General features: G+C 65.5%; 23 protein-coding genes. 13 read left to right on the forward strand and 10 right to left on the reverse strand.

All coding sequences use genetic code 11. The annotated features are described in order from the left end of the window. Positions 1-26: 26 nt before the first annotated feature. Together EYW42_RS03370 and EYW42_RS03375 are read left to right on the forward strand one after the other, a co-directional pair. The gene (locus EYW42_RS03370; RefSeq protein ID WP_135533838.1) at positions 27-1,865 is read left to right on the forward strand and encodes a UvrD-helicase domain-containing protein; all 1,839 of its coding nucleotides are present in this window, start codon (positions 27-29) and stop codon (positions 1,863-1,865) included. A 6-nt stretch (positions 1,866-1,871) separates the two neighbouring features. Beyond that, positions 1,872-2,981 carry a M24 family metallopeptidase gene (locus EYW42_RS03375; RefSeq protein ID WP_135533839.1) on the forward strand — a complete coding sequence of 370 codons (1,110 nt, stop codon included), beginning with the start codon at positions 1,872-1,874 and terminating at the stop codon, positions 2,979-2,981. Between the two features lie 103 nt (positions 2,982-3,084). Here the strand turns inward: EYW42_RS03375 and EYW42_RS03380 are convergent, their stop codons facing one another. Further along, complete coding sequence (locus EYW42_RS03380) at positions 3,085-3,336, reverse strand: hypothetical protein (RefSeq protein ID WP_135533840.1); 252 nt, start codon at positions 3,334-3,336, stop codon at positions 3,085-3,087. Between the two features lie 77 nt (positions 3,337-3,413). Beyond that, a complete protein-coding gene (locus EYW42_RS03385) occupies positions 3,414-3,650 on the reverse strand; it encodes a DUF7533 family protein (RefSeq protein WP_135533841.1) in 237 nt (78 codons plus the stop codon). Between the two features lie 83 nt (positions 3,651-3,733). On the opposite strand from EYW42_RS03385, the gene EYW42_RS03390 reads away from it, so the two are divergent. Further along, positions 3,734-4,330, forward strand: coding sequence for a riboflavin synthase (locus tag EYW42_RS03390; RefSeq protein ID WP_135533842.1), 597 nt, complete (start codon positions 3,734-3,736; stop codon positions 4,328-4,330). 41 nt (positions 4,331-4,371) lie between these two features. Here EYW42_RS03390 and EYW42_RS03395 read toward each other — a convergent pair whose 3' ends face one another. Beyond that, positions 4,372-5,388, reverse strand: coding sequence for a PrsW family intramembrane metalloprotease (locus EYW42_RS03395; protein ID WP_135533843.1), 1,017 nt, complete (start codon positions 5,386-5,388; stop codon positions 4,372-4,374). A 130-nt stretch (positions 5,389-5,518) separates the two neighbouring features. Between EYW42_RS03395 and EYW42_RS03400 the strand changes: the two genes are divergently transcribed. The 3 genes from EYW42_RS03400 (at position 5,519) to EYW42_RS03410 (ending at position 7,709) form a co-directional block, all read left to right on the forward strand. Further along, positions 5,519-5,701, forward strand: a complete 183-nt coding sequence (locus EYW42_RS03400) for a hypothetical protein (protein ID WP_135533844.1) — start codon at positions 5,519-5,521, stop codon at positions 5,699-5,701. A 215-nt stretch (positions 5,702-5,916) separates the two neighbouring features. Further along, complete coding sequence (locus EYW42_RS03405) at positions 5,917-6,294, forward strand: DUF7532 family protein (protein WP_135533845.1); 378 nt, start codon at positions 5,917-5,919, stop codon at positions 6,292-6,294. Further along, the gene (locus EYW42_RS03410; protein WP_135533846.1) at positions 6,291-7,709 is read left to right on the forward strand and encodes a DUF402 domain-containing protein; all 1,419 of its coding nucleotides are present in this window, start codon (positions 6,291-6,293) and stop codon (positions 7,707-7,709) included. The genes EYW42_RS03405 and EYW42_RS03410 overlap by 4 nt, the downstream gene beginning before the upstream one ends. Before the next feature lie 6 nt (positions 7,710-7,715). Here the strand turns inward: EYW42_RS03410 and EYW42_RS03415 are convergent, their stop codons facing one another. The 3 genes from EYW42_RS03415 to EYW42_RS03425 form a co-directional block, all read right to left on the reverse strand. After that, the gene (locus EYW42_RS03415; protein WP_135533847.1) at positions 7,716-8,093 is read right to left on the reverse strand and encodes a NifU family protein; all 378 of its coding nucleotides are present in this window, start codon (positions 8,091-8,093) and stop codon (positions 7,716-7,718) included. 58 nt (positions 8,094-8,151) lie between these two features. Beyond that, on the reverse strand, positions 8,152-9,633 hold the full coding sequence (locus EYW42_RS03420; protein WP_135533848.1) for an LVIVD repeat-containing protein: 1,482 nt from the start codon (positions 9,631-9,633) through the stop codon (positions 8,152-8,154). Positions 9,634-9,714: 81 nt separating this feature from the next. Further along, entirely contained in the window at positions 9,715-10,689 is a 975-nt protein-coding gene (locus EYW42_RS03425) for an ROK family protein (RefSeq protein ID WP_135533849.1), read from the reverse strand. Between the two features lie 222 nt (positions 10,690-10,911). On the opposite strand from EYW42_RS03425, the gene EYW42_RS03430 reads away from it, so the two are divergent. Further along, complete coding sequence (locus tag EYW42_RS03430; protein ID WP_135533850.1) at positions 10,912-11,301, forward strand: hypothetical protein; 390 nt, start codon at positions 10,912-10,914, stop codon at positions 11,299-11,301. A 1-nt stretch (position 11,302) separates the two neighbouring features. On the opposite strand, the gene EYW42_RS03435 is transcribed toward EYW42_RS03430, so the two are convergent. Further along, a complete protein-coding gene (locus EYW42_RS03435) occupies positions 11,303-11,752 on the reverse strand; it encodes a universal stress protein (RefSeq protein ID WP_135533851.1) in 450 nt (149 codons plus the stop codon). Positions 11,753-11,993: 241 nt separating this feature from the next. On the opposite strand from EYW42_RS03435, the gene EYW42_RS03440 reads away from it, so the two are divergent. Further along, positions 11,994-12,734 (forward strand): SDR family NAD(P)-dependent oxidoreductase, encoded by a 741-nt coding sequence (locus EYW42_RS03440; protein ID WP_135533852.1) that lies wholly within the window; start codon positions 11,994-11,996, stop codon positions 12,732-12,734. 124 nt (positions 12,735-12,858) lie between these two features. Here EYW42_RS03440 and EYW42_RS03445 read toward each other — a convergent pair whose 3' ends face one another. Beyond that, positions 12,859-13,443: an LURP-one-related/scramblase family protein gene (locus tag EYW42_RS03445; protein WP_135533853.1), complete on the reverse strand. Its 585-nt coding sequence runs from the start codon at positions 13,441-13,443 to the stop codon at positions 12,859-12,861. A 211-nt stretch (positions 13,444-13,654) separates the two neighbouring features. On the opposite strand from EYW42_RS03445, the gene uvrA reads away from it, so the two are divergent. The 3 genes from uvrA to EYW42_RS03460 all read left to right on the forward strand — a co-directional run bounded on the left by uvrA (position 13,655) and on the right by EYW42_RS03460 (position 18,853). After that, the gene (gene uvrA / locus EYW42_RS03450) at positions 13,655-16,606 is read left to right on the forward strand and encodes an excinuclease ABC subunit UvrA (RefSeq protein WP_135533854.1); all 2,952 of its coding nucleotides are present in this window, start codon (positions 13,655-13,657) and stop codon (positions 16,604-16,606) included. Positions 16,607-16,690: 84 nt separating this feature from the next. Next, positions 16,691-17,686, forward strand: coding sequence for a WD40/YVTN/BNR-like repeat-containing protein (locus tag EYW42_RS03455; RefSeq protein ID WP_135533855.1), 996 nt, complete (start codon positions 16,691-16,693; stop codon positions 17,684-17,686). An 87-nt stretch (positions 17,687-17,773) separates the two neighbouring features. Continuing rightward, positions 17,774-18,853: a geranylgeranyl reductase family protein gene (locus EYW42_RS03460; protein WP_135533856.1), complete on the forward strand. Its 1,080-nt coding sequence runs from the start codon at positions 17,774-17,776 to the stop codon at positions 18,851-18,853. 154 nt (positions 18,854-19,007) lie between these two features. Here the strand turns inward: EYW42_RS03460 and ygfZ are convergent, their stop codons facing one another. Further along, a complete protein-coding gene (gene ygfZ / locus EYW42_RS03465) occupies positions 19,008-20,090 on the reverse strand; it encodes a CAF17-like 4Fe-4S cluster assembly/insertion protein YgfZ (RefSeq protein WP_135533857.1) in 1,083 nt (360 codons plus the stop codon). 118 nt (positions 20,091-20,208) lie between these two features. After that, the gene (locus EYW42_RS03470; RefSeq protein ID WP_135533858.1) at positions 20,209-20,508 is read right to left on the reverse strand and encodes a DUF6432 family protein; all 300 of its coding nucleotides are present in this window, start codon (positions 20,506-20,508) and stop codon (positions 20,209-20,211) included. A 90-nt stretch (positions 20,509-20,598) separates the two neighbouring features. On the opposite strand from EYW42_RS03470, the gene EYW42_RS03475 reads away from it, so the two are divergent. Both EYW42_RS03475 and EYW42_RS03480 read left to right on the forward strand, forming a co-directional pair. Next, positions 20,599-21,504 carry a DUF7093 family protein gene (locus tag EYW42_RS03475; RefSeq protein WP_135533859.1) on the forward strand — a complete coding sequence of 302 codons (906 nt, stop codon included), beginning with the start codon at positions 20,599-20,601 and terminating at the stop codon, positions 21,502-21,504. A 40-nt stretch (positions 21,505-21,544) separates the two neighbouring features. Continuing rightward, positions 21,545-21,937: a DUF5611 family protein gene (locus tag EYW42_RS03480; RefSeq protein ID WP_135533860.1), complete on the forward strand. Its 393-nt coding sequence runs from the start codon at positions 21,545-21,547 to the stop codon at positions 21,935-21,937. Positions 21,938-21,945 lie beyond the last annotated feature (8 nt).

Consider the following 21,945-nt stretch of genomic DNA (forward strand, 5'->3'; position numbering starts at 1 on the left):
AGTCGTTGGGGGCCTGGAATGTGACAATGACTCAGTCCGACACGGCCGTAACCCGGCTGTTCGGTGGTCCGGGGAGCGGGAAGACGACGGCCCTCCTCGACCGTGTCGAGGGAATCCTAGAGGACGACGACGTCGAGATGCGGGACGTCCTCGTCGTCTCCTACACGCGGGCCGCCGCCGCCGAGGTGCGCGAACGCCTAGCCGAACGACTCGACGAGAACCCTAGATCGCTGAAGGGGAACGTCTGTACGATGCACGCGAAAGCGTACGAGTTGCTCAACCTTTCGCGGAGCGATGTCGTGGGCGAGTCCGACAAGGAGGAGTTCTGTGAAGAGTTCGGGGTCGAGTTCGAGGACGAGTACGGCGGCGCGGGCCGTCGTACCGCCCGGTCGACGACCATCGGCAACAAGATAATCGCCACGAGCCAGTGGCTCCAGCGGACCAACCGCGAGGTGGCCGACTGGTACGACGTCCCGTTCCAGTGGGACGACGAGACGGTCCGACTGCCGCCGGAGGTCGACGAGCGCTCCCAGGAAGGGAACAAGTACACCCCCACCTGGCCGAGCGACGACGACCGCATCGACGTCCCCGAGACGATCCGCGGTTGGCGCTCCTACAAGGGCGAAAACGACCTCGTCGGCTTCGCCGACATGCTAGAGCGCGTAGAACAGCGCTCGCTGCAACCGAACGTCGAATATCTCGTCATCGACGAGTTCCAGGACATCACGCAGCTCCAGTACAGGGTGTACGAGGAGTGGAAGCCCCATCTCGAACGAGTGCTGATCGCGGGTGACGACGACCAGGTCGTCTACGCCTGGCAGGGCGCGGACCCGCAGCTCCTGCTCGAAGAGAACGGTGAGGACGTTATCCTCGACACGTCCTACCGCCTCCCGTCTAAGATCCTCCACACGGTCCAACAGGAGATAGAACACATCGACCAGCGTCAGGAGAAGAACCTGTCGCCGCGAACCGAGGGCGGCGTCGTCGAGGCCGTCGAGAGCCCGTCGATGCTCGACCTCGTCCGGAACGTGCGCCAGACGATAAACACCGACGACGGCTCGCTCATGCTCCTGTTCCGGGCGCGCTACCAGATGTTCCGGTTCATCGACGAGTTCATCACCGAGGGCGTCCCGTTCCAGTGTCTCACCGACCAGCGGATGTGGACCGACCGCCTCGACCAGTACGTCACCGCCGTCCAGCGGATCGACGAGGGGAAAGACGTGACGGGACTGCAGGCACGCCGTCTCGCTGACATGCTTCAGGACTCGGCGTTCGGCACCAAGGACCGCGACGACCTGTTCGACCACATCGACGAGCGGGAGGAAGCCGCCGAGGTAGACGACCTCACCGAGATCACTATCGACTCAGCGGTCGTAAGCGACCACGTCCCGTTCATGCCCGGCCCCGCGTCGGCGTCCGACATGGTCCGGAAGGTCACGAGCTTCCAGAAAAAGAGCATGAAAGCGTACTTCGCGTCCGGTCAGTACGAGGACATGGACCGCGACCGGATCCGCGTCGGGACCATTCACAGCGCGAAGGGTCGCGAGGCCGACCACGTGTTCGTGGGGACCGACCTGACGGAGAAGGTCGTCGAGCAGATGGCCGCGACTGTCGACGACCCGTCCGACATCGACGGCTGCGACGTGTTCACCAAGACGACCAGCCCCGTGCCGACGCTGACCGACAACGAGCGCCGCGTCTTCTACGTCGGGATGAGTCGGGCACGGGAACGGCTCGTCCTCCTCGAGAACCTCGTCGACGGCGCGCCGACGCTCCCCATCGACGTCCTGCTACACAACGAGCCGATCGAGACAGACATCGAGAAGCTCATCGACGAAGCCAAAGAGCCCATCGAGGCGAAGTAGGCGGCGATGGCGGCGCTTTCGACCGCGTTCCTGTCTGGCGCTCTCGCGGAGCGCGATGCGGACGCCTTTCTCCATGCCGGCCACACCGCCGAGCCGGCGCTTCGCTACTGTGCGGGTCCATTGCCGGACGGCGAGGCGGCGTTCGTCTACGCCGACGGACAGGCGACGCTCTGCGTCTCGCCGGCGCTCGACGCTGCGGAGAGGTCGACCGTCCGGACTGAGGACTCGGCGGCGGCTGTCCGCGTCAACGATGCTCCGGTGGGTGAACAGGCCGTCGCCGTTCTCGACGAATGCGGCGTCGCGGGGCCGGTGCTGACGCCGCGCAACGTCCCGCACGACGCAGCGCTGTACGCCGAGAACGCGGGCTACGACGTGGCGTCGACGGATGCCGTCGCCCGCGCACGCGAGACGAAAGACGCCGCGGAACGGGAGCGAACGGCCGCGGCTCAGGCGGCCGCCGTCGCTGGCGTCGAGCGCGCCCGCGAACTGTTGCGGACTGCAACCGTCGCCGATGGACGGCTGTGGCGCGACGGCAGTGACGAACCGGTGACCACCCGAACGCTCCGGGAGGCCATCGACGCCGCGGTCCGCTCGAACGGCGCGTGCCCGGGCGTCGAGTCGCGGGTGGTGCTCGGGCCCGAGGCCGACGACCCGGGCGACCGTATCGAACCCGGCGAGACAGTCGTCGTCCGCGTCGCGCCGCGGGAACCGGGCGGCTACTACGGAGCGCTCGCCCGGACGTTCGTCGTCGAGGGCGAAGGCGGGTGGGAGCGCCGAGCACAACTCGCCGTCGAACGAGCGCTCGACTCGGCGCTGCGCGAACTGGAGGCCGGCGTCCCGGCGTCGACGATACGCGAGGAAGTGATGGTCGAATGCGGCGCGTACGGCTTCGCCGACGACGCGCTCCCCGAAACGGCGGGCCACGGCGTCGGTCTTGCTCCGCGGGAGCGGCCGGACCTGCGAAGCGACGACCCGCTTCCGGCCGGCACGGTGCTCGCGATATCGCCCGCCGTAACGGACCCCGACGGCGGTGAAGTCGCGCTGACGGATCTCGTCGCCGTCACCGAAGACGGGTACGAGTCGCTGGCGACGACTGAGCGGTCGCTCCGACCCTGAAACCGCCGCGACGCGTCGTCGCGGTCAGTCCTAGGGGTGTCGTAACTGTTACCGGCGTTCGCCGACCCCGCGTCGGCGAGTTACCGAACTGCAACAGTCCCTTTCAGGCGACCATCCGTCGCTCGTCCTCGACGACGACGCCCTGGCTGACGCGTTCGAGACGGACCTCCTCGGGTAGGTCCGACGGGGAGACCGGCGCGAGACGGAGCAGCGTCTCGGAGTCGGTCTCGACCCACTCGACGCCGGACTCGCTGTCCCAGCAGCAGGGTGTCCACTTGCCGGACTCGAATCGCTGCCAGATCTGGGTCCCGGTCCAGAACTCCCCGGTCGAGGAGCGGTAGATAGTCTCCTTCATGCCTTACCTAAACAGTCGGGGTGAACTATTAATGGATTCTGGCCGTTCGGCCGCAGTAGCGGTGAGGCCGAACCCAGCTATTCGTCCTCGTCTTTCGCCACCGCGCCGACCGCCTTCTCGGCCGCTTTGCCCGTGAGATCGCCGGGCGTCGTCAGGTACTCCTCGGCGAGCACCATCAGGACCGCGATCGCGAGAAAGCCAGCGCCGAAGAGCGTCCGCCCCGAAAACAGGAAGTCGGCCCCGACGTACGCGATGGGGATAGCGAAAAGGAGAGTCGCCCCGAGCTGTAGCGTGTCGATGATACCGCGGCTCATACTGACGAGGTAGCGCGCCGGGGAAGAAAAGTCCGTCCGTCCGAGTCGAGAGGGTTTTGCCCCGCCGGCCCCGACAATCGGGCATGTTCACCGGTATCGTCGAGGAGACGGGCGAGGTGGTCGCCGCGGAGAGCGCGGAGGGCGGTCTGCGACTCCGGATCGCCAGCGGATTCGACGAGTTGGAGCACGGCCAGAGCATCAGCGTCAGCGGCGCGTGTCTCACCGTCGAGGAGTTCGGCGACGGCGAGGACGGCCAGTGGTTCGACGTGTTCCTAGCGGAGGAGACGCGGGCGAAGACGTACCTTGGCGAGGTGACGGTCGGCGACAGGGTCAACCTCGAACGGGCGTTGCGGGCCGACGACCGCCTCGACGGTCACTTCGTGCAGGGTCACGTCGACGCGACGACGGCGGTGGTCGACGTGCACTCCGTCGGCGACGACTGGGAGTTCGAGTTCGCGCTGCCCCCCGGCCAGGCGCAGTACGTCGTCGACAAGGGCTCGGTTTCGCTCGACGGGATCAGTCTGACGGTGGCCGACCGCGGCGAGGAGACGTTCACGGTCGCGATAATCCCGACCACCTACGAGGAGACGACGCTCTCGGAGAAGGAACCGGGCGACCCCGTCCACGTCGAGGTGGACGTGATAGCGAAGTACGCCGAGCAGTTAGTCGACGGGTACTGACCCGCGTCGGCGAACCACCGAACTGAAGACAGCGGACACTATCACTCCCGCGGCGGGCTATCGAACTCCGTGCGCTCCGGCGGCGCGTCGGCGTCGTGCGTGTCGCCGGCTCCGACCGACTCGTAGACGGAGCGATAGCGGCCGATCTTACGGTAGAGGTAGAACCCGGCGGCGGCGACGTAGAAAGCGATGTAGCCGACGAACGACGCGCCGAGCGAGAGCTGTGTCGAGTTAGCGATGAGCGGCGGCACGACCCCGACGGTGACGTTGTACGTGCCGTGGACGAACGCCGCGATGAGCAGGCCTTTGACGACGATGGGTCCGGCGTCCGCCCGGTTGAACTTCGCCAGACCGAGATAGTAACCGGCGATGCCCGAGTACACGACGTGGCCCGGACCCGCGAGCGCTCGGACGAACGCGATGCTGAACACGCCGCCGTCCGCTTCCATGAACCGCGTGATGTACAGCGCGTTCTCGATGGTTGCGAAACCGAGACCGGCGACGGCACCGTAGACGGCACCATCGACGACGGAGTCGAAGCGACTGCTCCGGAAGGCGTGCAGACGGACCGCGAGCAGTTTGACCGTCTCCTCTATCGGCCCGACGACGAGGTAGAAAAAGAGGACCGAACCGAGGCCAACACCGAAGGCACCGAAGTCGAGCGCCTGTAATCCGCTCCCAAAGTCGTTGAGAACCCCGGCGAACCCGGCGAACAGGACGGCGAGAACGAACGTGACGACCAGCAGGTCAAGCGGTTCGCCGCTGGTCACGTCGGCCCGCCAGAAGTACGCCGCAAGCAGCAACGCGGGGATGGCCGACAGCACGACGAACGCGCCGACGACGGGGTCGAGAATGGCCCCCAGACTGCCGAGGGCGAACAACGCGGCGAGAATGACGACCCCGAGGAGGATGAGCACCCAGCGCAGTATCGGACGGAGGCTCCCGTAGATGCCGACAGCGAGTCGGTCTACGAGCGTTCGCGGCTCCCAACTCGTGACATCGTACAGGTCACGCGAGTTGTCCGACGCGCGATCGACCGGATCGCGACCTGGTGGCATGTCTCTTATTCAGTCGGCACTTCGGGTAACGTTTTGGCTCTCCACCCCTGCCTCAGTATGTATGTGATTATATAACATGGATTGTTTTAGGGTCGACCTTAACAGTGAGGACGAGTCTGTTCAGGTAACAATGTACAATACCAGCCGAGGCATCCTTTACGCATCCCTCCCGACAGCAGACGAGAACGTAGACGAAGCGACAGGCGAAACGGTCGAGACAACCGAGGAAGTGACCGCGGACACGGAAGCGAAAGACGCCACCGTGACCGAAGCGAGCGCGAACTGGACGGGCCGGTTAGCCGCTGACGACTGAGAGAGTTATAGTAGTCCCTGATGCGATCAACTGTGCAATGACTTTCAGTGACTACTGTAGTTGTACCTTTGCCGGCGTTCGCCGGCGCGGGGTCGGTGACCTACCGATCTGAAGGGCAACAGTCCCACTGAGACCGACTCTCCGCTGTTTTCTGCCGTCGACCGACGGTTCGGAGTTCCGGACCGTTCAAATCCCTGGCCTGCGAAGCGCTCGGTATGCACTTCGACCAGCGCACGCAGCGGGCGCTCCGCGAGGCCGGCCTCGACGCTGACGGTATCGAGGCCGCTTCCGACGCGGTCGTCTCGGCTACCGAGGAGACCGCCGATGACCTCGTCGAGTTCTTCGACGGCCGCGATATCGTGTACTCGGATATGGACATGGCCCACGCCGCGAGCGACTATCCGGAACACGCAGTGGAGTATCTCGACCTGACGACCCACGCCGACGAGATGCGGGGCTGGCTCCGCTTCGACACGTGGGGCGCGTACGTCGAGGACGGCCGCGTACTGGACGACAACCTGGTCGAACTGACGCTGGGGCCGACTATCCACGACCGGGTGCTGTTCGCCGACACCCGCGAGCGGTTGGAATGACGGGCGTTCGCGTCCGCGGCATCTACACGACCGCGCTGACCGAGCGACTGCGGGGCGAGTTCGACGTGGTGCAGGCGTCTCCGCCGATCCGCCGGCGGTTCGACGCCGAGTTCGACGCCGCGCCCGCGGACGTTCGCGTCGACACCACGGGCGACCGACAGGGCGTCGGGGTCTCCGGCGGCCCCGCTGCCGTCGACGCGGTGGCCGAAACGCTGAGCGGTATCGGCCGCGACGCCTTCGTCTGGGACGAGACGGCGGCGCTGGGTGCCGTGTTCGACGGCGTGGTAGCGGAGACGCTCGGCAGCGGCGCGGTCGTCGACCTCGACGGCGACCGGGAGGGGTTTCTCCCCTACTCGGCCGTCGACGGGTACGCCGACGACGGCGACCGCATCCGCGTGCAGGTCCGCGACCCCGCGCCGCCGTGGGGCGACGACCGCCCGGAACTCGGCACGGGCCTTGAATTCCCGGGCGGTCTCGTGACGCTCTCGCGGGAGCGAGACGGTGTGACCGCTGACGCGTCGGGCGAGCGGGCGACCGAACTCGTTCGCACGACGGAGATCCTCCCCGCAGACCCCCCGGACGGTTGGGGGGTTCGCTGGCAGCGAGCGGCGGCCGACGCGGAGATGGACGCGCTGGGCGACGCGCTCAGCGAAGCGGCCGACAGCGCGGCGGCGGTAGAGAGCGACGTGGCCGACGCGCCGTCACCGGAGGAGGCTGCCCCCGAACTGGTTGCCGCACCGTACGCGACGCGGTGGTGCTGGTTCGGCCGGGAGTGTCGGTTCAGACTCGACGACGAGCGCCGTGCCGTCGAGACGACGATGCCCGGCCACCACCGGACGAAGGCCGCCCACCGCGCGGCGAGTTCCGCGGTCGATTTCGTCGAGAGCGTCGTCGAAGACGGCGACTTAGACGGCCGCGAGTTCCCCTTCGAGGCGGTGACGGAACAGTACGGGCCGCAACAGGGCGACGAGATCGCGCTGGTCCACGGCAAGCCGGACGGCCGCTGTTACACGCTCGGCCGGGGCGACGTGACCGAGTACGACCCGGACGGGAAGATCACCCTCCGGCGGACGATCCGCGGAAGCGGCACGTACGACGCGCTGGGGACGAAACGCGAACGCGGCGACGCCGCCATCACCAAGATAACGGAGGGAAAGTGGTGGTATCCCACCGCGTACCGCGGCGAGGACGGCGAGCGCAAAGGAACGTACGTCAACGTCTGCACGCCCGTCGAGGTGTTTCCCGACGCCGTCCGATACGTCGACCTACACGTCGACGTGATACAGCGGCCGGACGGAACGGTCGAACGCGTCGACGAGGACGAACTCGACGCGGCGGTCGACGCCGGCCACGTCTCCGAGGCGCTGGCCGAGAAGGCGAGAACGGTCGCGAAAGCCGTCGAGAACGCGCTGTAGGCGGAGCTAGAGGTGGTCCTTTCCGGGGTTCGAGGAGCCCCAGTCGCCGCGGCCGCCCTCTGTGCGGTCGATACCCATGATGCTCTCGGCCTGGTCGACGCCGAGGTTCTCGCCGCCCTCCGGCACGCGGATGGTGACCTCATCGACCTCCGGCCATTTGAGCAGGTCCGCCTCGATGTTGCCGGCGGTTATCTCGCTGACGTCACAGCCGGAACAGCCGCCGCCGAGTTCGACGATCACCTCTCCCGTTTCGGGATCGGCTTTCCTGACCGAACTCGTTCCGCCGTGCATCTGGATGATCGGCATCTGCTGTACGAGCCACGTCTCGACGCGCTCCGCGAGCGGTTCGTCGGAGTCGGGGTCCTCGGGTGAGCCGATGGTCATTACGCGGGGCTAGGCGCTCCAGGTACGGAAGGGTTTGGGTTCGGTCGGGAGACCCGGTTTAACTATCGTTATCGTTACCGCGGTACCGGAGCGCACCCAGGCCGAGACCCGCAAGCGCGGCACCGACGCCGAACCCGGGGAGACTGCCGCCGTCACTGTCGTCACCGTCGTCGTTTTCGCCGTCAGTCTCCGCGGTCGTCCCGCCGCCGTCGGTTTCGGTTCCGTCGTCCGTCACGGTCGTCGTCTGCGTCGGGGTTGTGGACGTGGTCGAACTCGAACTGTCGCCCGGCAGCGCCGGACGGTTCTCCTGTTCACCCGCCTCGTCGGGGAAGGTAAACAGCGCCGCAGGCTCCGTGTCGTTGAGGCCCGTCCCGAGACTGGTGGCGACGTAGAAGTCGTCCTGAACCGCACACTGTGCGGTCCAGATGCTCGTTTCCTCGGGCTGACGCCACCACGATAACTGCTCGGGGTTCGACGGGTCGCTCACGTCGAACACCTTGACGCCGTCCTGATACCAGGAGGTGTAGAGTCGGTCGCCGACCCAGTCGAAGTTGTGCGACGTCGTCCACGTACCGCCGTCGTAGGCGTTGTTTTCCGCGACGTTGGGCTCGATCGCGCCGATCTCTTCGGGCGAGGAGGGGTCGGATACGTCCCAGAAGTGGATCCCGCCCGGGCCGCCGGAACCGGAGTTTCCAGCGTCCCACGCCTCTTTTCCGACGGCGACGACGCTGCCGTCCTCGTTGGGCTGAACGTAGTGGGAGTTGCCCGGCGGTTCGAGGCCCGCGGACGGCGATCCCGCGCCTGTCACCTCGTCCTTCGAGTGGTCGCCGAAGCGAGTGACCAGTTCGGGGTTCGAGGGGTCGCTCACGTCGACGATCCAGGTTCCGGTGTCCCAGAGCGCCACGTACGCGAGGTCGTCTTGCACGTACAGGTCGTGGGTCTGTCGGCGACTGAACGGCACTTCGCCCCACTGCTCGTCGTCATCGAGTACCGACCAGCGCCCGACCTCTTCCATCGTTTCGAGGTCGACGATGACGACGGGGTTCGCTTCCCCGTTGAGTGCGCCGAGATACGCGTACCCGTCTTTGACGTAACAGTTGTGGATAGCCGCGCGGATCGGGAAGAAGCCGATCCGCTCCGGTTCGGACGGCGTGCTCACGTCGTAGCCGAGAACGCCGGTGCTACCGGCCTGGCTCGCAACCACCAGATAGTCGCCGTCCTGTTTCACGTCGTAAACCCGACCGAGCGGGTTCGCCTCGTTTTCGGGAACGAGTTCGCGTTCAGTGACCAGAGGCTCTGGGTTCGCCGGGTCAGAAACGTCGAAAACCGCGTATCCGTCGGTCAGCGCGACGTACGCGGTCGTCCCCTCGTCGTCGACGACGACTTCCTTCGCGTGCGGGATATCGTATCTGCCGAGGGGGGAGTAACCATCGCTCTCCTGTCCTGCGGCGACACCGCCGATAACGGGGAGAGAGAGGGCAGCACCGCTTGCTTTGAGTACATCTCTACGGAGTGGCCGCGGAGTACGGGGGCGCTCCATACGTCTACTCCTAGCGGACGGGAAATAAAACCAATCGATACCGACCAATCACATTTTTGCGATCAGAGCGAAACCGACGCCTCAGTTACGCATTCGGCCCCGGTCGCCGGTACCTCGGGTCAACGCGCTCGCGAGCGCGCCCCTGACGACAACGTCGTCACCGAGCGTCGTCAGTTCGATCTCGGGCAGGTTGGTAAACACCATGTCGTCGAGGCGCTCGCGAACGGGGTCGAGAACGAGTTCCTCGTTGTTGAGGGCAACGGCACCGCCGACGTAGATGACGAGCGGGGCGTACGCGTGGATGATGTTGGCAATGCCCATTGCGTTCCAGTGGGCGACCTGGTCGATGACGTGGTCCGCGAACTCGTCCTCGCCGGCGTGGGCGAACACGTCCGCGGCGTCGAACTCGGCGTCGTCGAGCGGAAGCGCGGTGTCGACGGGGTCCTCGTCGTGCAGGAACTCGGCGTACCGGGGGATGTTGTTGCCCGAACAGTAGGCCTCCCAGTGACCGTCCTTGCCGCACCCGCAGGTCAGCAGTTCCTGCGGGTCGATGACCATGTGTCCGACCTCGCCGGCATTGCCGTCCCACCCCGAGAGAACGTTCCCGTCGACGGCAACGCCCGCGCCGATGCCGCTGGAGATGGTCAGATACACCATGTCGTCGGGGTTACGTTCGCTGTGGAACCGCTCGCCGATGACGCCGGCGTTGGTGTCGTTGTGGAGGTACACCTCGTCGCTGTCGACGAGTTTCTCGACCGGCCCCGTCAGCGGAACCCGGTCGATCGAATCCGGCAAGTTCGCCGGGTTCTCGACCGCCCCTTCCGCGAGGTCGAGCGGACCGATCGAGCCGATACCTACCGCCCCGATACTCGTCGCGTCTATCCCCCCATCCTCGCAGGCCGCACGAAGGGCCGACAGCACGGCCTCGGTGACCGCGATACCGGTCGGCCCGCGCGGGGTTGACTGTCGGTGTGACCCGAGAATCGTCCCCTCGTCGTCGGCGACGACCGCACTGACGTTCGTCGCGCCAAGGTCGACGCCCGCGTAGTTGGCCATTCTGGTGAAGGAACGAACGTGCCGACACTTAACTGCATAGATTCACTCGGCACCGAGTACGTTCAGTTCGCTCCGGTGATGTGTGTGATCGATCTCATGTGCCGGACCGTCCGAACGTTCGACTCTGCGCGGTCAGATCCGCGGACAGTCGTCTCTCGGACAGACGTTCCGCGTCACCGTCGAGCCCCGAAGTCTATCCCGGTCGGCATCGTACCGTCACGCATGGGGGAGGAGCAGTCCGATATCAGTGACACCGAGGCGAAGGCGCTTCACGAGGTCGAACTCTGTCTGGAGTGGCTCCAGCGCGCACACGGACATCTCGTCCAGTTCCACCACGCGACCGGCCACGCGATCGACCATCTGGACGACGGCGAGTCGCTCCTCCGCGAGGTGGGACACGAGGAACTCGCCGACGCTGTGCGGGACGAGTATCTGCCGCGAGGCGTCGTCGACGACCGCTGGACCTACGACCTGCTGGAGACGTATCAGCGGGGGTTCCTCGACGATTTCGAGTCGTTCGAGCGCCGGACGCGCGACGAGATAGCCGACGGACGGCGTCACGTCATGGAACGGCGGCTAGAGAAAGACTGGACGGACCGCGCGGAGGAGTGAGTCACGCGTCGCGGACGAACGTGACCGGACAGGGCGACGACAGCATCACTTCCTGCGCGACGCTTCCGAACACCGCCTTGCCGGTGGGCGAGCGGCGGCGACCGCCGACGACGACGCGGTCAGCGCTGACGTCTTTCGCCAGGTCGACGATCGTTTCGCCGTGGCTACCGACGGCGCCGCGGGTTTCGAACTCGACTCCGGCGCTTGAAAGCAAGTCGCCTATCGTGCGGATCGTCGCGTGCCGGTTTGCGACCTCGTCCGGCGTCACCTCGCCGCTTGGGTCGAAATCTAACTGGTCCAGTACAGTGTCGTATTCGTCGTCGGTGAACACGTGTGCCAGGACGACCGTGGCACCGGTCGGGGCGGCGACGTCGATGGCCGCGTCAGCGAGTCGCTCGGCCCGGGGCTCGTCTTTCTCCCCGACGGCGAGGAGAACGGTTTCGATAGCCATACCGGAAGTACTGGGGCCCACATCAAAGTTTTGACGGTGAGAGAGACGGGCCGAACGGACGGTTTCGACTGTCCGCGTTCGTCAGCGAAACAGCGTAGCGCCCCGAGCCGTCCCTGCGATAGTAGCGTTTGCAACCGTGTACACACCAGATCGCACGCTTGCGGGGCCTGGTGTGCGATGACTTGCAGACGCTACTGTAGCAACCGCCGGTATATTTGACCGGGACAGCCGAACATCCTGTATGATCGAGCCAGATCTGACGGACCGCGTCGTACTCGTCACCGGGAGCGCGAAAGGCGTCGGCAGAGAGCTTCTTCTCTCGACCGCTGAACGAGGAGCAAGCGTCGCCGTCCACTATCGAACTAGCGGGGCCGCCGCTGAACGTGTAGCCGACGCGGCCCGAAACCGCGGCGCGGCGGCCGCGACGACAGTTCAGGGAGACGTGACGGATCCAGACGACGTCGAAGGGGTGTTCGCCGCCGTCGAAGCCGACCTCGGCACGGTCGACGTTCTCGTCAACAACGTCGGGGCGTTCGCGCCGGACCACTGGGCGGAGATATCGTTCGACCGGTGGAACACGGTTCTGGAGACGAACGTCAACGGGACCTACCTCTGCTCGAAGCGCGCGCTACCCGAGATGCGTGAACAGGAGTGGGGCCGCATCGTCAACATCGGCTACGCCAGCAGCGAGAAGGGGCTTATCTCCCCGAAGAACGCGCCCTACTTCATCGCCAAGGCGGGCGTATTGATGTTCACCCGAATGCTCGCTAACGACACCCAAGACGACGGGATCACCGTCAACGCCGTCTCCCCCTACGTCGTCGAGAACTCCGACGAGTTTCCCGACGACCTCCCGCGGGACCGCCCCGCCGCATTCGACGACGTGATTCAGGCTCTGCTCTTTTTCCTCGACGAGGAGAGCGGCTACATCAGCGGGGAGAACGTCGAGGTCGACGGCGGGTGGCTGCCGGAGACGGTGTAGCGGTGGCGGAGCGGTCGCCACCGACGATTCGAGGCAGGAAGTCGTTATACTGTCGGCTGTAACTTCGTAATGATACTCGGTCCCCGAGGGTCCGATATTCTTCAAGGGATTACAGCCGACAGTATTAATTCCCCTCTAGGGCGTCGATAGCGATAGCGCTGGCGACCAGGGCTTCGCGGGGCGCCTCGCCCGTCTCCTGAATGCTGATCTCGTACACGTCACGGAACGAGAACTGCCCCGCGATTTCACCGAGTGAATCGCCGCGAGGCGATTCGATCGTGTACTTGTGAGGGATGAACGACGTGGCTATTTCGAGAATGGGGATGTGCCGGAGGAGTTCAACCAGCGCCCCACGGGACTCGACGGTCGCCACGACGCCGTCGTGATCGGGGTCTTTGACGCGCCAGACGTGCTTGAGGAAGGTGAACTGTTTTTCGAGGACGGCGATAGTCTCACCGCTACGTTCGTCGATGATCGCGTAGTCACCTGCGATATCGAGGAGGTTCTGGGCTTTCACCCTGAACACCGTCTCGCCGTCGGGCGTGACGAACGGGAAGTCCTCTTTCATCTTGAAGAGTTTCTGTTTGGCTTTCAGGACGAGCGACCCGTTGCCGTCGTACACGGCGTACTTGTTCCGTATCAGCGACTGCTTCACCGTGTACCGTTCGCCAGTGAGATCGATACCGGCGATAACGTCAGTGAATGCCATAGATTCGAACTCTCGTTCTATCACTTAAAGATAAATAACCGGTCTATAAAATCAGCTCGGTGGCGAGCGATAGAACGGAGAAACGACACGTCGCCGTGGATACAAGATCGGGCGGGAGACGCCTTCCGATACCCGGTATGGTCGTATCCGCAGATCGACCCGCACCTAAAACCGACAGGGTTTCACACCCTGCGTCCCTGGCACAGTGTAGATGAGTAAGGACTACATCGAGGTACGAGGTGCGGAGGAGAACAACCTCAAGGACCTCGACATCGAGATACCCCGTGAGAAGTTCAACGTCGTGACCGGACTGTCGGGATCCGGAAAGTCCTCCCTCGCCTTCGAGACGGTGTACGCAGAGGGGCAGCGCCGATATATCGAGTCGCTATCAGCCTACGCGCGGAACTTCCTCGGCCAGATGGACAAACCACAAGTCGAGACGGTTGAGGGGCTCTCCCCCGCGATATCCATCGACCAGAAAAACGCCGCAAACAACCCCCGGTCGACCGTCGGCACGGTGACGGAACTCCACGACTATCTCCGCTTGCTGTACGCTCGCGTCGGCACGCCGCACTGCCCCGAGTGCGGCCGCGAGGTGGGCGAGCAGAGCGCCCAGCAGATGGTCACTCGCCTGCTAGAACTACCGGAGGGGACCCGGGCGAAACTCGCCGCGCCGGTCGTCCGCGACCAGAAGGGGGCGTTCGAGGACACGTTCGACGAACTCGTCAGCGAGGGGTACAGCCGGGTCGAGGTCGACGGCGAGTCCTACGACCTCACCCTCGACAGACCGGACCTCGACGAGAACTACGACCACACTATCGACGTCGTCGTCGACCGCGTGAAAGTCTCACCCGACGCACGCTCACGCATCGCCGACAGCGTCGAAACCGCCCTGGAGGAGGCCGACGGCGTCCTCAAGGTCATCCTCCCCGATCCGCCCGAAGACGTCGGTCTCGGCGGCACGAGGGCACGGTCGACCGGCGACCTCGCCGGGGAGGCGGACGACCGCCTCGTCGTCGAGTTCTCCGAAGACCTGGCCTGTACGCACTGCGGCATCGACCTCCCCGAGATCGAGACACGGTCGTTTTCGTTCAACAGCCCGCACGGTGCCTGTCCTGAGTGCGAGGGCATCGGTGAGACGAAAGAGGTGTCCGAGGCCCTCGTCGTCCAGGACACCTCGAAACCACTGAAGAACGTGTTCGAAGCGTGGAGCTACAACCGGTCGTACTACCGCACCCGCCTCGACGCCGTTGCAGACCACTTCGGCGTCAGCGTGAACACGACGTTCGACGAACTGGACGAGGACGTTCAGCAGGCGTTTCTCTACGGCACTGACGACGAGGTGCTGTTCGAGCGCCAGACGAGCAACGGAACCCGCCGGAAGACCAAGCGATTCGAGGGCGTCGTTCCGAACCTCGAACGCCGTCACGTCGAGACGGAAAGCGACAGTACGCGAGAACACATCGAGGACTACATGACTGTCACGGAGTGTCCCGCCTGCGAGGGGACGCGCCTCAAGCCCGCCTCCCGCGCCGTGCTAGTCGAGGGAAGTTCGATAACCGAAGTCAATCAGATGAGCATCGGCGACGCTCTGGAACGTTTCGAGGGGATGGAGGACGGGATGTCCGAGCGCGACCTGACTATCGCGGAGGAGATCTTAAAGGAGATCCGGGCCAGACTCGGGTTCATGACCGAAGTCGGCCTGGAGTATCTGACGCTGAACCGCGAGGCTGCGACGCTCTCGGGCGGCGAGAGCCAGCGCATCCGCCTCGCGACGCAGATCGGCTCCGGTCTCGTCGGCGTCCTCTACGTGCTGGACGAGCCGTCTATCGGTCTCCACCAGCGGGACAACGACCGCCTGCTCGACACGCTGGAAGAACTCCGCGACCTGGGCAACACCCTGATCGTCGTCGAACACGACGAGGAGACGATGCGCCGCGCCGACAACGTCGTCGACATGGGTCCCGGCCCCGGCAAGCGCGGCGGCGAGGTCGTCGCTCAGGGGACCACCGACGAGATCATCGATTGCGAGGACTCCGTTACGGGCGACTACCTCGCAGGGCGCAAGCAGATCCCAGTGCCGGAAACGCGCCGTGACCCGCAAGGCGCACTCACCGTTCGCGGAGCGCGCCAGCACAACCTCAAAAACCTGACCGTCGATATCCCGGTCGGCTGTTTCACCGCTATCACGGGCGTCTCCGGCTCCGGAAAGTCGACGCTGATGCACGAGATCCTGTACAAGGGACTGGCCCGCGAGATGAACGACAACCACTCCGTCGACCCCGGCGACCACGACGCTATCGAGGGAGTCGACAACGTGGAGACGGTCCGGCTCATCGACCAGAGTCCTATCGGCCGTACGCCGCGGTCGAACCCAGCGACGTACACGAACGTCTTCGACTACATCCGCGAACTGTTCGCCGAGACCAAGCTCTCGAAACAGCGCGGCTACGAGAAGGGTCGCTTCTCGTTCAACGTCAAGGGCGGCCGCTGCGAGGAGTGCGGCGGCCAGGGGACCGTCAAGATCGAGATGAACTTCCTCTCGGACGTGTACGTCCCCTGCGAGGAGTGCGAGGGCGCACGCTACAACGACGAGACGCTGGACGTGACCTACAAAGGCGAAACCATCGCCGACGTCCTCCAGATGTCCGTCGAGGAAGCCTACGACTTCTTCGAAGCTGACACCCGCCTCTCGCGTCGGCTCCAGTTGCTGAAAGACGTCGGCCTCGACTACATGAAACTCGGCCAGCCATCGACCACGCTGTCTGGCGGCGAGGCCCAGCGCATCAAACTGGCCGAGGAACTCGGCAAGAAACAGACCGGCGACACGCTGTACCTGCTCGACGAGCCGACGACCGGTCTCCACTCCGCCGACGAGCGCAAACTTATCGAGGTGCTCCAGCGCCTCGTCGACAACGGCAACACGGTCGTCGTCGTGGAGCACGAACTCGACCTCGTGAAGAACGCGGACAACATCGTCGACCTCGGCCCCGAGGGCGGCGAGAACGGCGGCGAGATCGTCGCCAACGGTACGCCCGAATCCGTCGCACGAAACGACGACTCCCACACGGGGCGGTACCTCCGTGACCTGCTACCTGACGTGGACCTCGAAGGCCCGCGCGGACAGCGGAAAGAGCCGGTGAAGGCTGCGGGCGACGACTGAGTAGTTTCGGTACCGACACGTCTCTACTTTTACAGTAGTCGAATTCAGGATAGAACTTTCTCCGAGACGGCCGTAGCTACGCCCATGCCGACAGCGTACGCCGCAATGCGTGACGCGCTCGTAGTCGCCGAACGCGAAGGAGCAGAGTGGTCCGACACGCGATCGCTCGATGGGTACGACCTGGAGTGCGTGGACGTTTCGTCCGACGCTCCGAACCGCGCGTTCGTCGGGACGTTCGGGTCCGGTCTCCGGCGGTCCACGGACGGCGGCGACTCGTTCGAACGGGTCGGTCGCGAGACGATCGAACAGGATGCCGTGATGTCCGTCGCCGTCTCGCCTCGGGACCCCGATGTCGTGTACGCGGGGACCGAACCCTCGCGGGTGTACCGTTCGACGGACGGCGGCGAGACGTGGTCGCTTCTCGACGGACTGATCGACCTCCCATCGGCTGACGAGTGGTCGTTCCCGCCGCGTCCGGACACACATCACGTCCGGTGGATCGAACCGGATCCGAACGACGCGGACCGCCTCTACGTCGGCGTCGAGGCCGGCGCGCTCGTCATGACGGAAGACGGAGGCGAGACGTGGCGGGAGCGCCCGCCGGGATCGCGCCGGGACAACCACACGTTGACCACCCACCCCGACGCCCCGGACCGGGCCTGGAGCGCGGCGGGCGATGGGTACGCCGAGACGCGCGACGGCGGCGAGACGTGGGACCATCCACAGGAGGGGCTTGGACACCGCTACTGCTGGAGCCTCGCCGTCGATCCGGACGATCCGAACACGGTGCTCGTGTCGGCCGCCAGCGGCGCGTACTCGGCACATACGGCCAGCCGAGCGGAGTCGTACCTCTACCGCAAGCGCGACGGCGACGAGTGGTTTCGCCTGACCGACTTCCCGGCGGGCGAGGGTGTCGTCCGAGCGGTCCTCGCGGCTGGAACGGAGGCGGGCGAGTTGTTCGCGGCGACGAATCACGGTCTGTTCCGCACCGCCGACGTGGGCGACCGCTGGGAGCGCGTTCCGGTGCCGTGGGAGCGGTTCGGCGAAGACACCTGCCGCGGCCTGGCGGTCGTAGGCTGATTCGACCGGGGAACGCGGATCGCGCGGCCCGCGAGACGACGATGTGCGACCGGGAAGGATTTAGCCCCTCCCGTCGACTCGTCGGACATGTACGACTTCGTCGTCGTCGGGGCCGGCCCCGCCGGATCGCGATTCGCCCGGCGCGCCGCAGAGGAGGGGTACGACGTGCTCGCCTTCGAACAGGGCGAGGTCGGAGAGCCGCTCGCCTGTTCCGGCCACGTCAGTACCGACATCTGGGGGTTCACCGGCGAGAACGCGCGCGACGAACTGCTGCAGAACGAGATCGTCGGCGCGCGCTTTCACGTCGGCGGGCCGGGGAGCGACGCTCACCGGTTCTACAAGCGCGAAGTGGTGTCGAACGTCATCGACCGCGAGGGACTGGACCGCCATCTCGCGGGTCTCGCGCGCGACGCCGGCGCTGACGTGCGCGAACACCACACTGTCACTGCGGTCGACCAGCGTCACGACCGCGTCGCGGTCACCGTCCGCGGCCCTGACGGTACTGAGACGTTCGAGGCGAAGATGGTCGCGGGCTGTGACGGACCGCGGTCGCGTGTCCGCACCGAACTCGACCTGGCGGAACCGGGCGAACTTCTACACGGCGTTCTCGGGTTCGACTCGGACGCAGACGCCACGGACTACGTCGACGTCCACCTGAGCGCGCCGCGGTTTTTCGCCTGGCGCATCCCGCGTGGCGACGCCGGCGTCGAGTACGGACTCGCGGCTCCGCCGGGAGACGACGTGGGAGGCCGATTCGACGACCTCGTCGACGGGTACGGCGTCGACCTGCACAGACGCTGCTCCGGCGCGATCCCCATCGGACCGCCGGAGAGCGTGACGAGCCACCGAGGGTTCCTGCTCGGCGACGCCGCCGCGCAGACGAAACCGTTCACCGGCGGCGGCATCCTCTACGGGATGACGAGCGCCGATCACGCCGTTCGCGAGATCGATCCGGACAGTCCGGCGTCGCTCGCGGCGTACGAACGCGCGTGGCGCGACGACCTCTCACAGGAGATCCGCCTTGGCCACTGGCTCCGGCGGGCGTATTCCCTGCCGGAACCTGTCCAGCGGGCGGGCCTGAGCGCGCTCTCCGGGGAGATCGGTGTTCACATGGACCGTCCGTCGTCGCTGTTCTCGCGAGAGCACCTGCGGAAGGTGTTCTCGTAGTTGGAGTGGCGCGTAGCGAGCAGGCGATCTATCCGCAGAGACGTTCGAACGCGAAGCGGTTGATCGCGCACCCGCAGACCGCTCCGCGGCGGTTTTTCAGAACACGGCGGGTGTGGCCGCGGCTTCAGTGATAAGTTCCAGGGGAAAAGACGGGTCAGTACGTCGGCAGTCGCGCCGACCGGTCGCTCCCCTCGACGAACGGTAGTGCCGTGCGCTGCGCCGTGACTTCCTCACCGTCGACGCGAACGGTGAGGCCGTCCGCGGGCGCGTCGAAGTCCACCAGCCCGAAGGCGATCGGTTCATCGAGCATCGGGCTCTCGACCGCACGCGTCACCTCGCCGACCGCCTCGTCGCCCGCGAACACGGCCGCACCGGCGTCCGGCACCGCGTCGGGTCGGAGGCCGACGAGGCGCTTGCTCGGTCGACCGCGGTTCTCCACGCGGGAGACGACCTCCTGGCCGACGTAACAGCCCTTGTCGAAATCGAGCGCGTTTCGGATCCCGACGACGTTGGGGATCCGGCCCTCCAGTTCCGTGTCGAACAGCGGCGTCCCGGCTTCGAGCGTGAGTGCTTCCCAGGTGTGCAGTCCGAACGGCGCGGCGTTCAGCCCGTGGTTTACCAGCGTGTCGAAGACGTCCGCGGCGTCGGCCGCGGCGCAGACGACCTCGAACCCCTCCTCGCCAGCGAGACCGTCCGTGCGGACGACGGTGACGCCCTCGTCGCCCATCGACCCGCGGACGAACGAGAGCTGTTCGTCGGGAGACGCGGCACCGTTGAGAACGCTCGCTATCTTCTCGGTCGCTTTCGGGCCGTGGACGCCGAAGACGCCGAACTCGTCGGTCGCGACGCTGATCTCGACGTCCTCGATGAACACCTTCTCTGACCAGTCCGCGGCGAGGGGCTCAGCGCGGCCGGGTGGGGTGAACAGCAGGAGGCGGTCGTTCGCGTTGTACACGTAGATGTCCGTTTCGATGCCGCCCTGAGGGTCTAACAGGAGAGCGTAAACGCCCTCGCCGTCCGTGGACGGAACGTCGTTGGAAACGGCGTTGTCGACATAATCGACGCGGTCGTCGCCGGTGACGACGACAACGCCGTACGGCATCTCCGTCACGCCGACGACGTTCCGGACAGCGCGGTGGGTTCTGTTGGGGCGGCCGTACTCTACCGGAACGCGGCGTCCGCCGCGTCCGCCGAACGTCGCGCCGTGGTCCTCGTGGACCGACTCGATAACTGTCATACTCGTGTCGTGGGGGTAGCGGCGGAAAAACCTCCCTATCATCGGGATCGTTGTAACGTGTCCTGGAACTCGCCGACGCGGATCTTCGAACTGCCGTACTGAGGTACAACAGTTCCTATCAGAACGGTAGCCGGTCGCGGACCCGGTCGAAGACGCTCTGGTCATCGTCCTGTGGCTCGCCCGGGTCAGGGACGACGCGGTCGTCCGGTTTGATCACCGTCCGGTCGCCGTTCTCGTCGACGGTTATTAGCTGGTCCTCCTTCAGCGTCGCCAGTGCGCCTTCGAGGTCGTCGATGTCCTCCTCGACGTGTGACCGGATCTCGAAGACAGTCATCCCCTCCTCGCTCCGGTCGACGAGGGCGTCGAGTACCGAAACCTCGACCGAATCCCGGTCACGGTACTCCCGCTTTGCTCTCATGGCCCATACTTGGCGAGGGTGGGTTTTACCATTAACCCCTGATCAGGCCAAGCAGTAGCCTTTTGAGCCCCGGTTGGATATGGAGTGACAATGGGTATCAGATGTTCGTTACTCGGGCACGACTTCGGGGAAACCGAGGTCGAACGCGAGCGAGAGGAGGACGGTAGCGAGGTGGTGGAGACTGTCCGCGAGGTCGAAACGTGTACGCGCTGCGGGAAGGAGAAACTACTCACGGAGAACACGAACGTCACGTCGCTGGGGCGAACCACAGGCGCAGAGACGACGGACGACACATCGGCGAACACCGACGACAGTCTCGAAGCCGCGCGCGAAAGCGGAGACGGGGATACGCCCGCCAGTTCGCCCACCGCGGACGACACCGCTTCCGCCGAGGAGTCCGCCACGGCGGACGAGAGCGACGACGTAACGGACGACGCGGAGATAATCGAGGAGACTGCCGCGGAAACGGACGCGGCCGAGCAAGCACGCACGGACACCGCCGAAGACGTGGTCGCCGAGGCCGAAAGCGCCCCGGCCACCGAGGAGGACGACGCGGTTATCCTCGACGAGGACGAAGAGCCGGACCGCGACCGGAAACACGGTGAATGGCCGGAGGCCGAGGACACCGGAGCCGACGACGACGAGATGGAACCGACGGCCTGGCCCGAGAACGAGGGCGAGGACGAGGGGTACGACGCCGAACTCGGCGACGAAACGGCCGACGTCGAGTTCGGTGGAGGGCTGACGCCCGAGGCCGAAAACGTCGACATCGACGGCGACGAAACCGTCGGCGGAGACCAGCCGACCACGGAGACGAGTATCACGAGTGCCGGGTCCGCACCGTCGCCCGACGCGCCGACCGATACCGAGAGCGTTGACACGGAGTTCGTCTGCCCGGAGTGCGGGTACAGCGCCTCTGCGACCCGGTCGTCGCTCCGGTCGGGGGATATTTGCCCCGAATGCCGGCACGGATACATCACTGAACGGGAGCGCTGACGCGAAAAGGGTAAACCTCCCCCTGTGCATCTCATCACTTATGAAGGAATACAAGATGCGTCGTGGCGAGTATCTCGAAGAACGGATCCCGGAAATGAAAGCGACTATCGAGGAGTATTTCGGCGAGGTGACCGGGACCGAGGAGTACGAGGGCAACGAACTGTACGTCATCGGGAACCCGGACAATCCGGTGTTCGACCAGATCATCGCCGGCACGGCGTCCTACGGTAGCAAGAAGGACAAACTGGCGGTCCACTTCGAGGAGCGAGACGCGGAAGACGTCATCGCGGAGGGGAACGCCGACGCCGCGGCCGACGCTGTCGACGCGAAAAACGAGTTCCTGCTGGAAGCGACTGGTCGGGACGCGAAGGCCCGGCGCGAATCGCTAAAACGGTCGGTCGAGGACGACCCCGACCACGACGTCGACGCCTGAGACGGTTT

Origin of the sequence: Halostella pelagica (assembly GCF_004762015.1) — an archaeon.
GTDB classification, from domain to species: Archaea; Halobacteriota; Halobacteria; order Halobacteriales; family Natronoarchaeaceae; genus Halostella; species Halostella pelagica.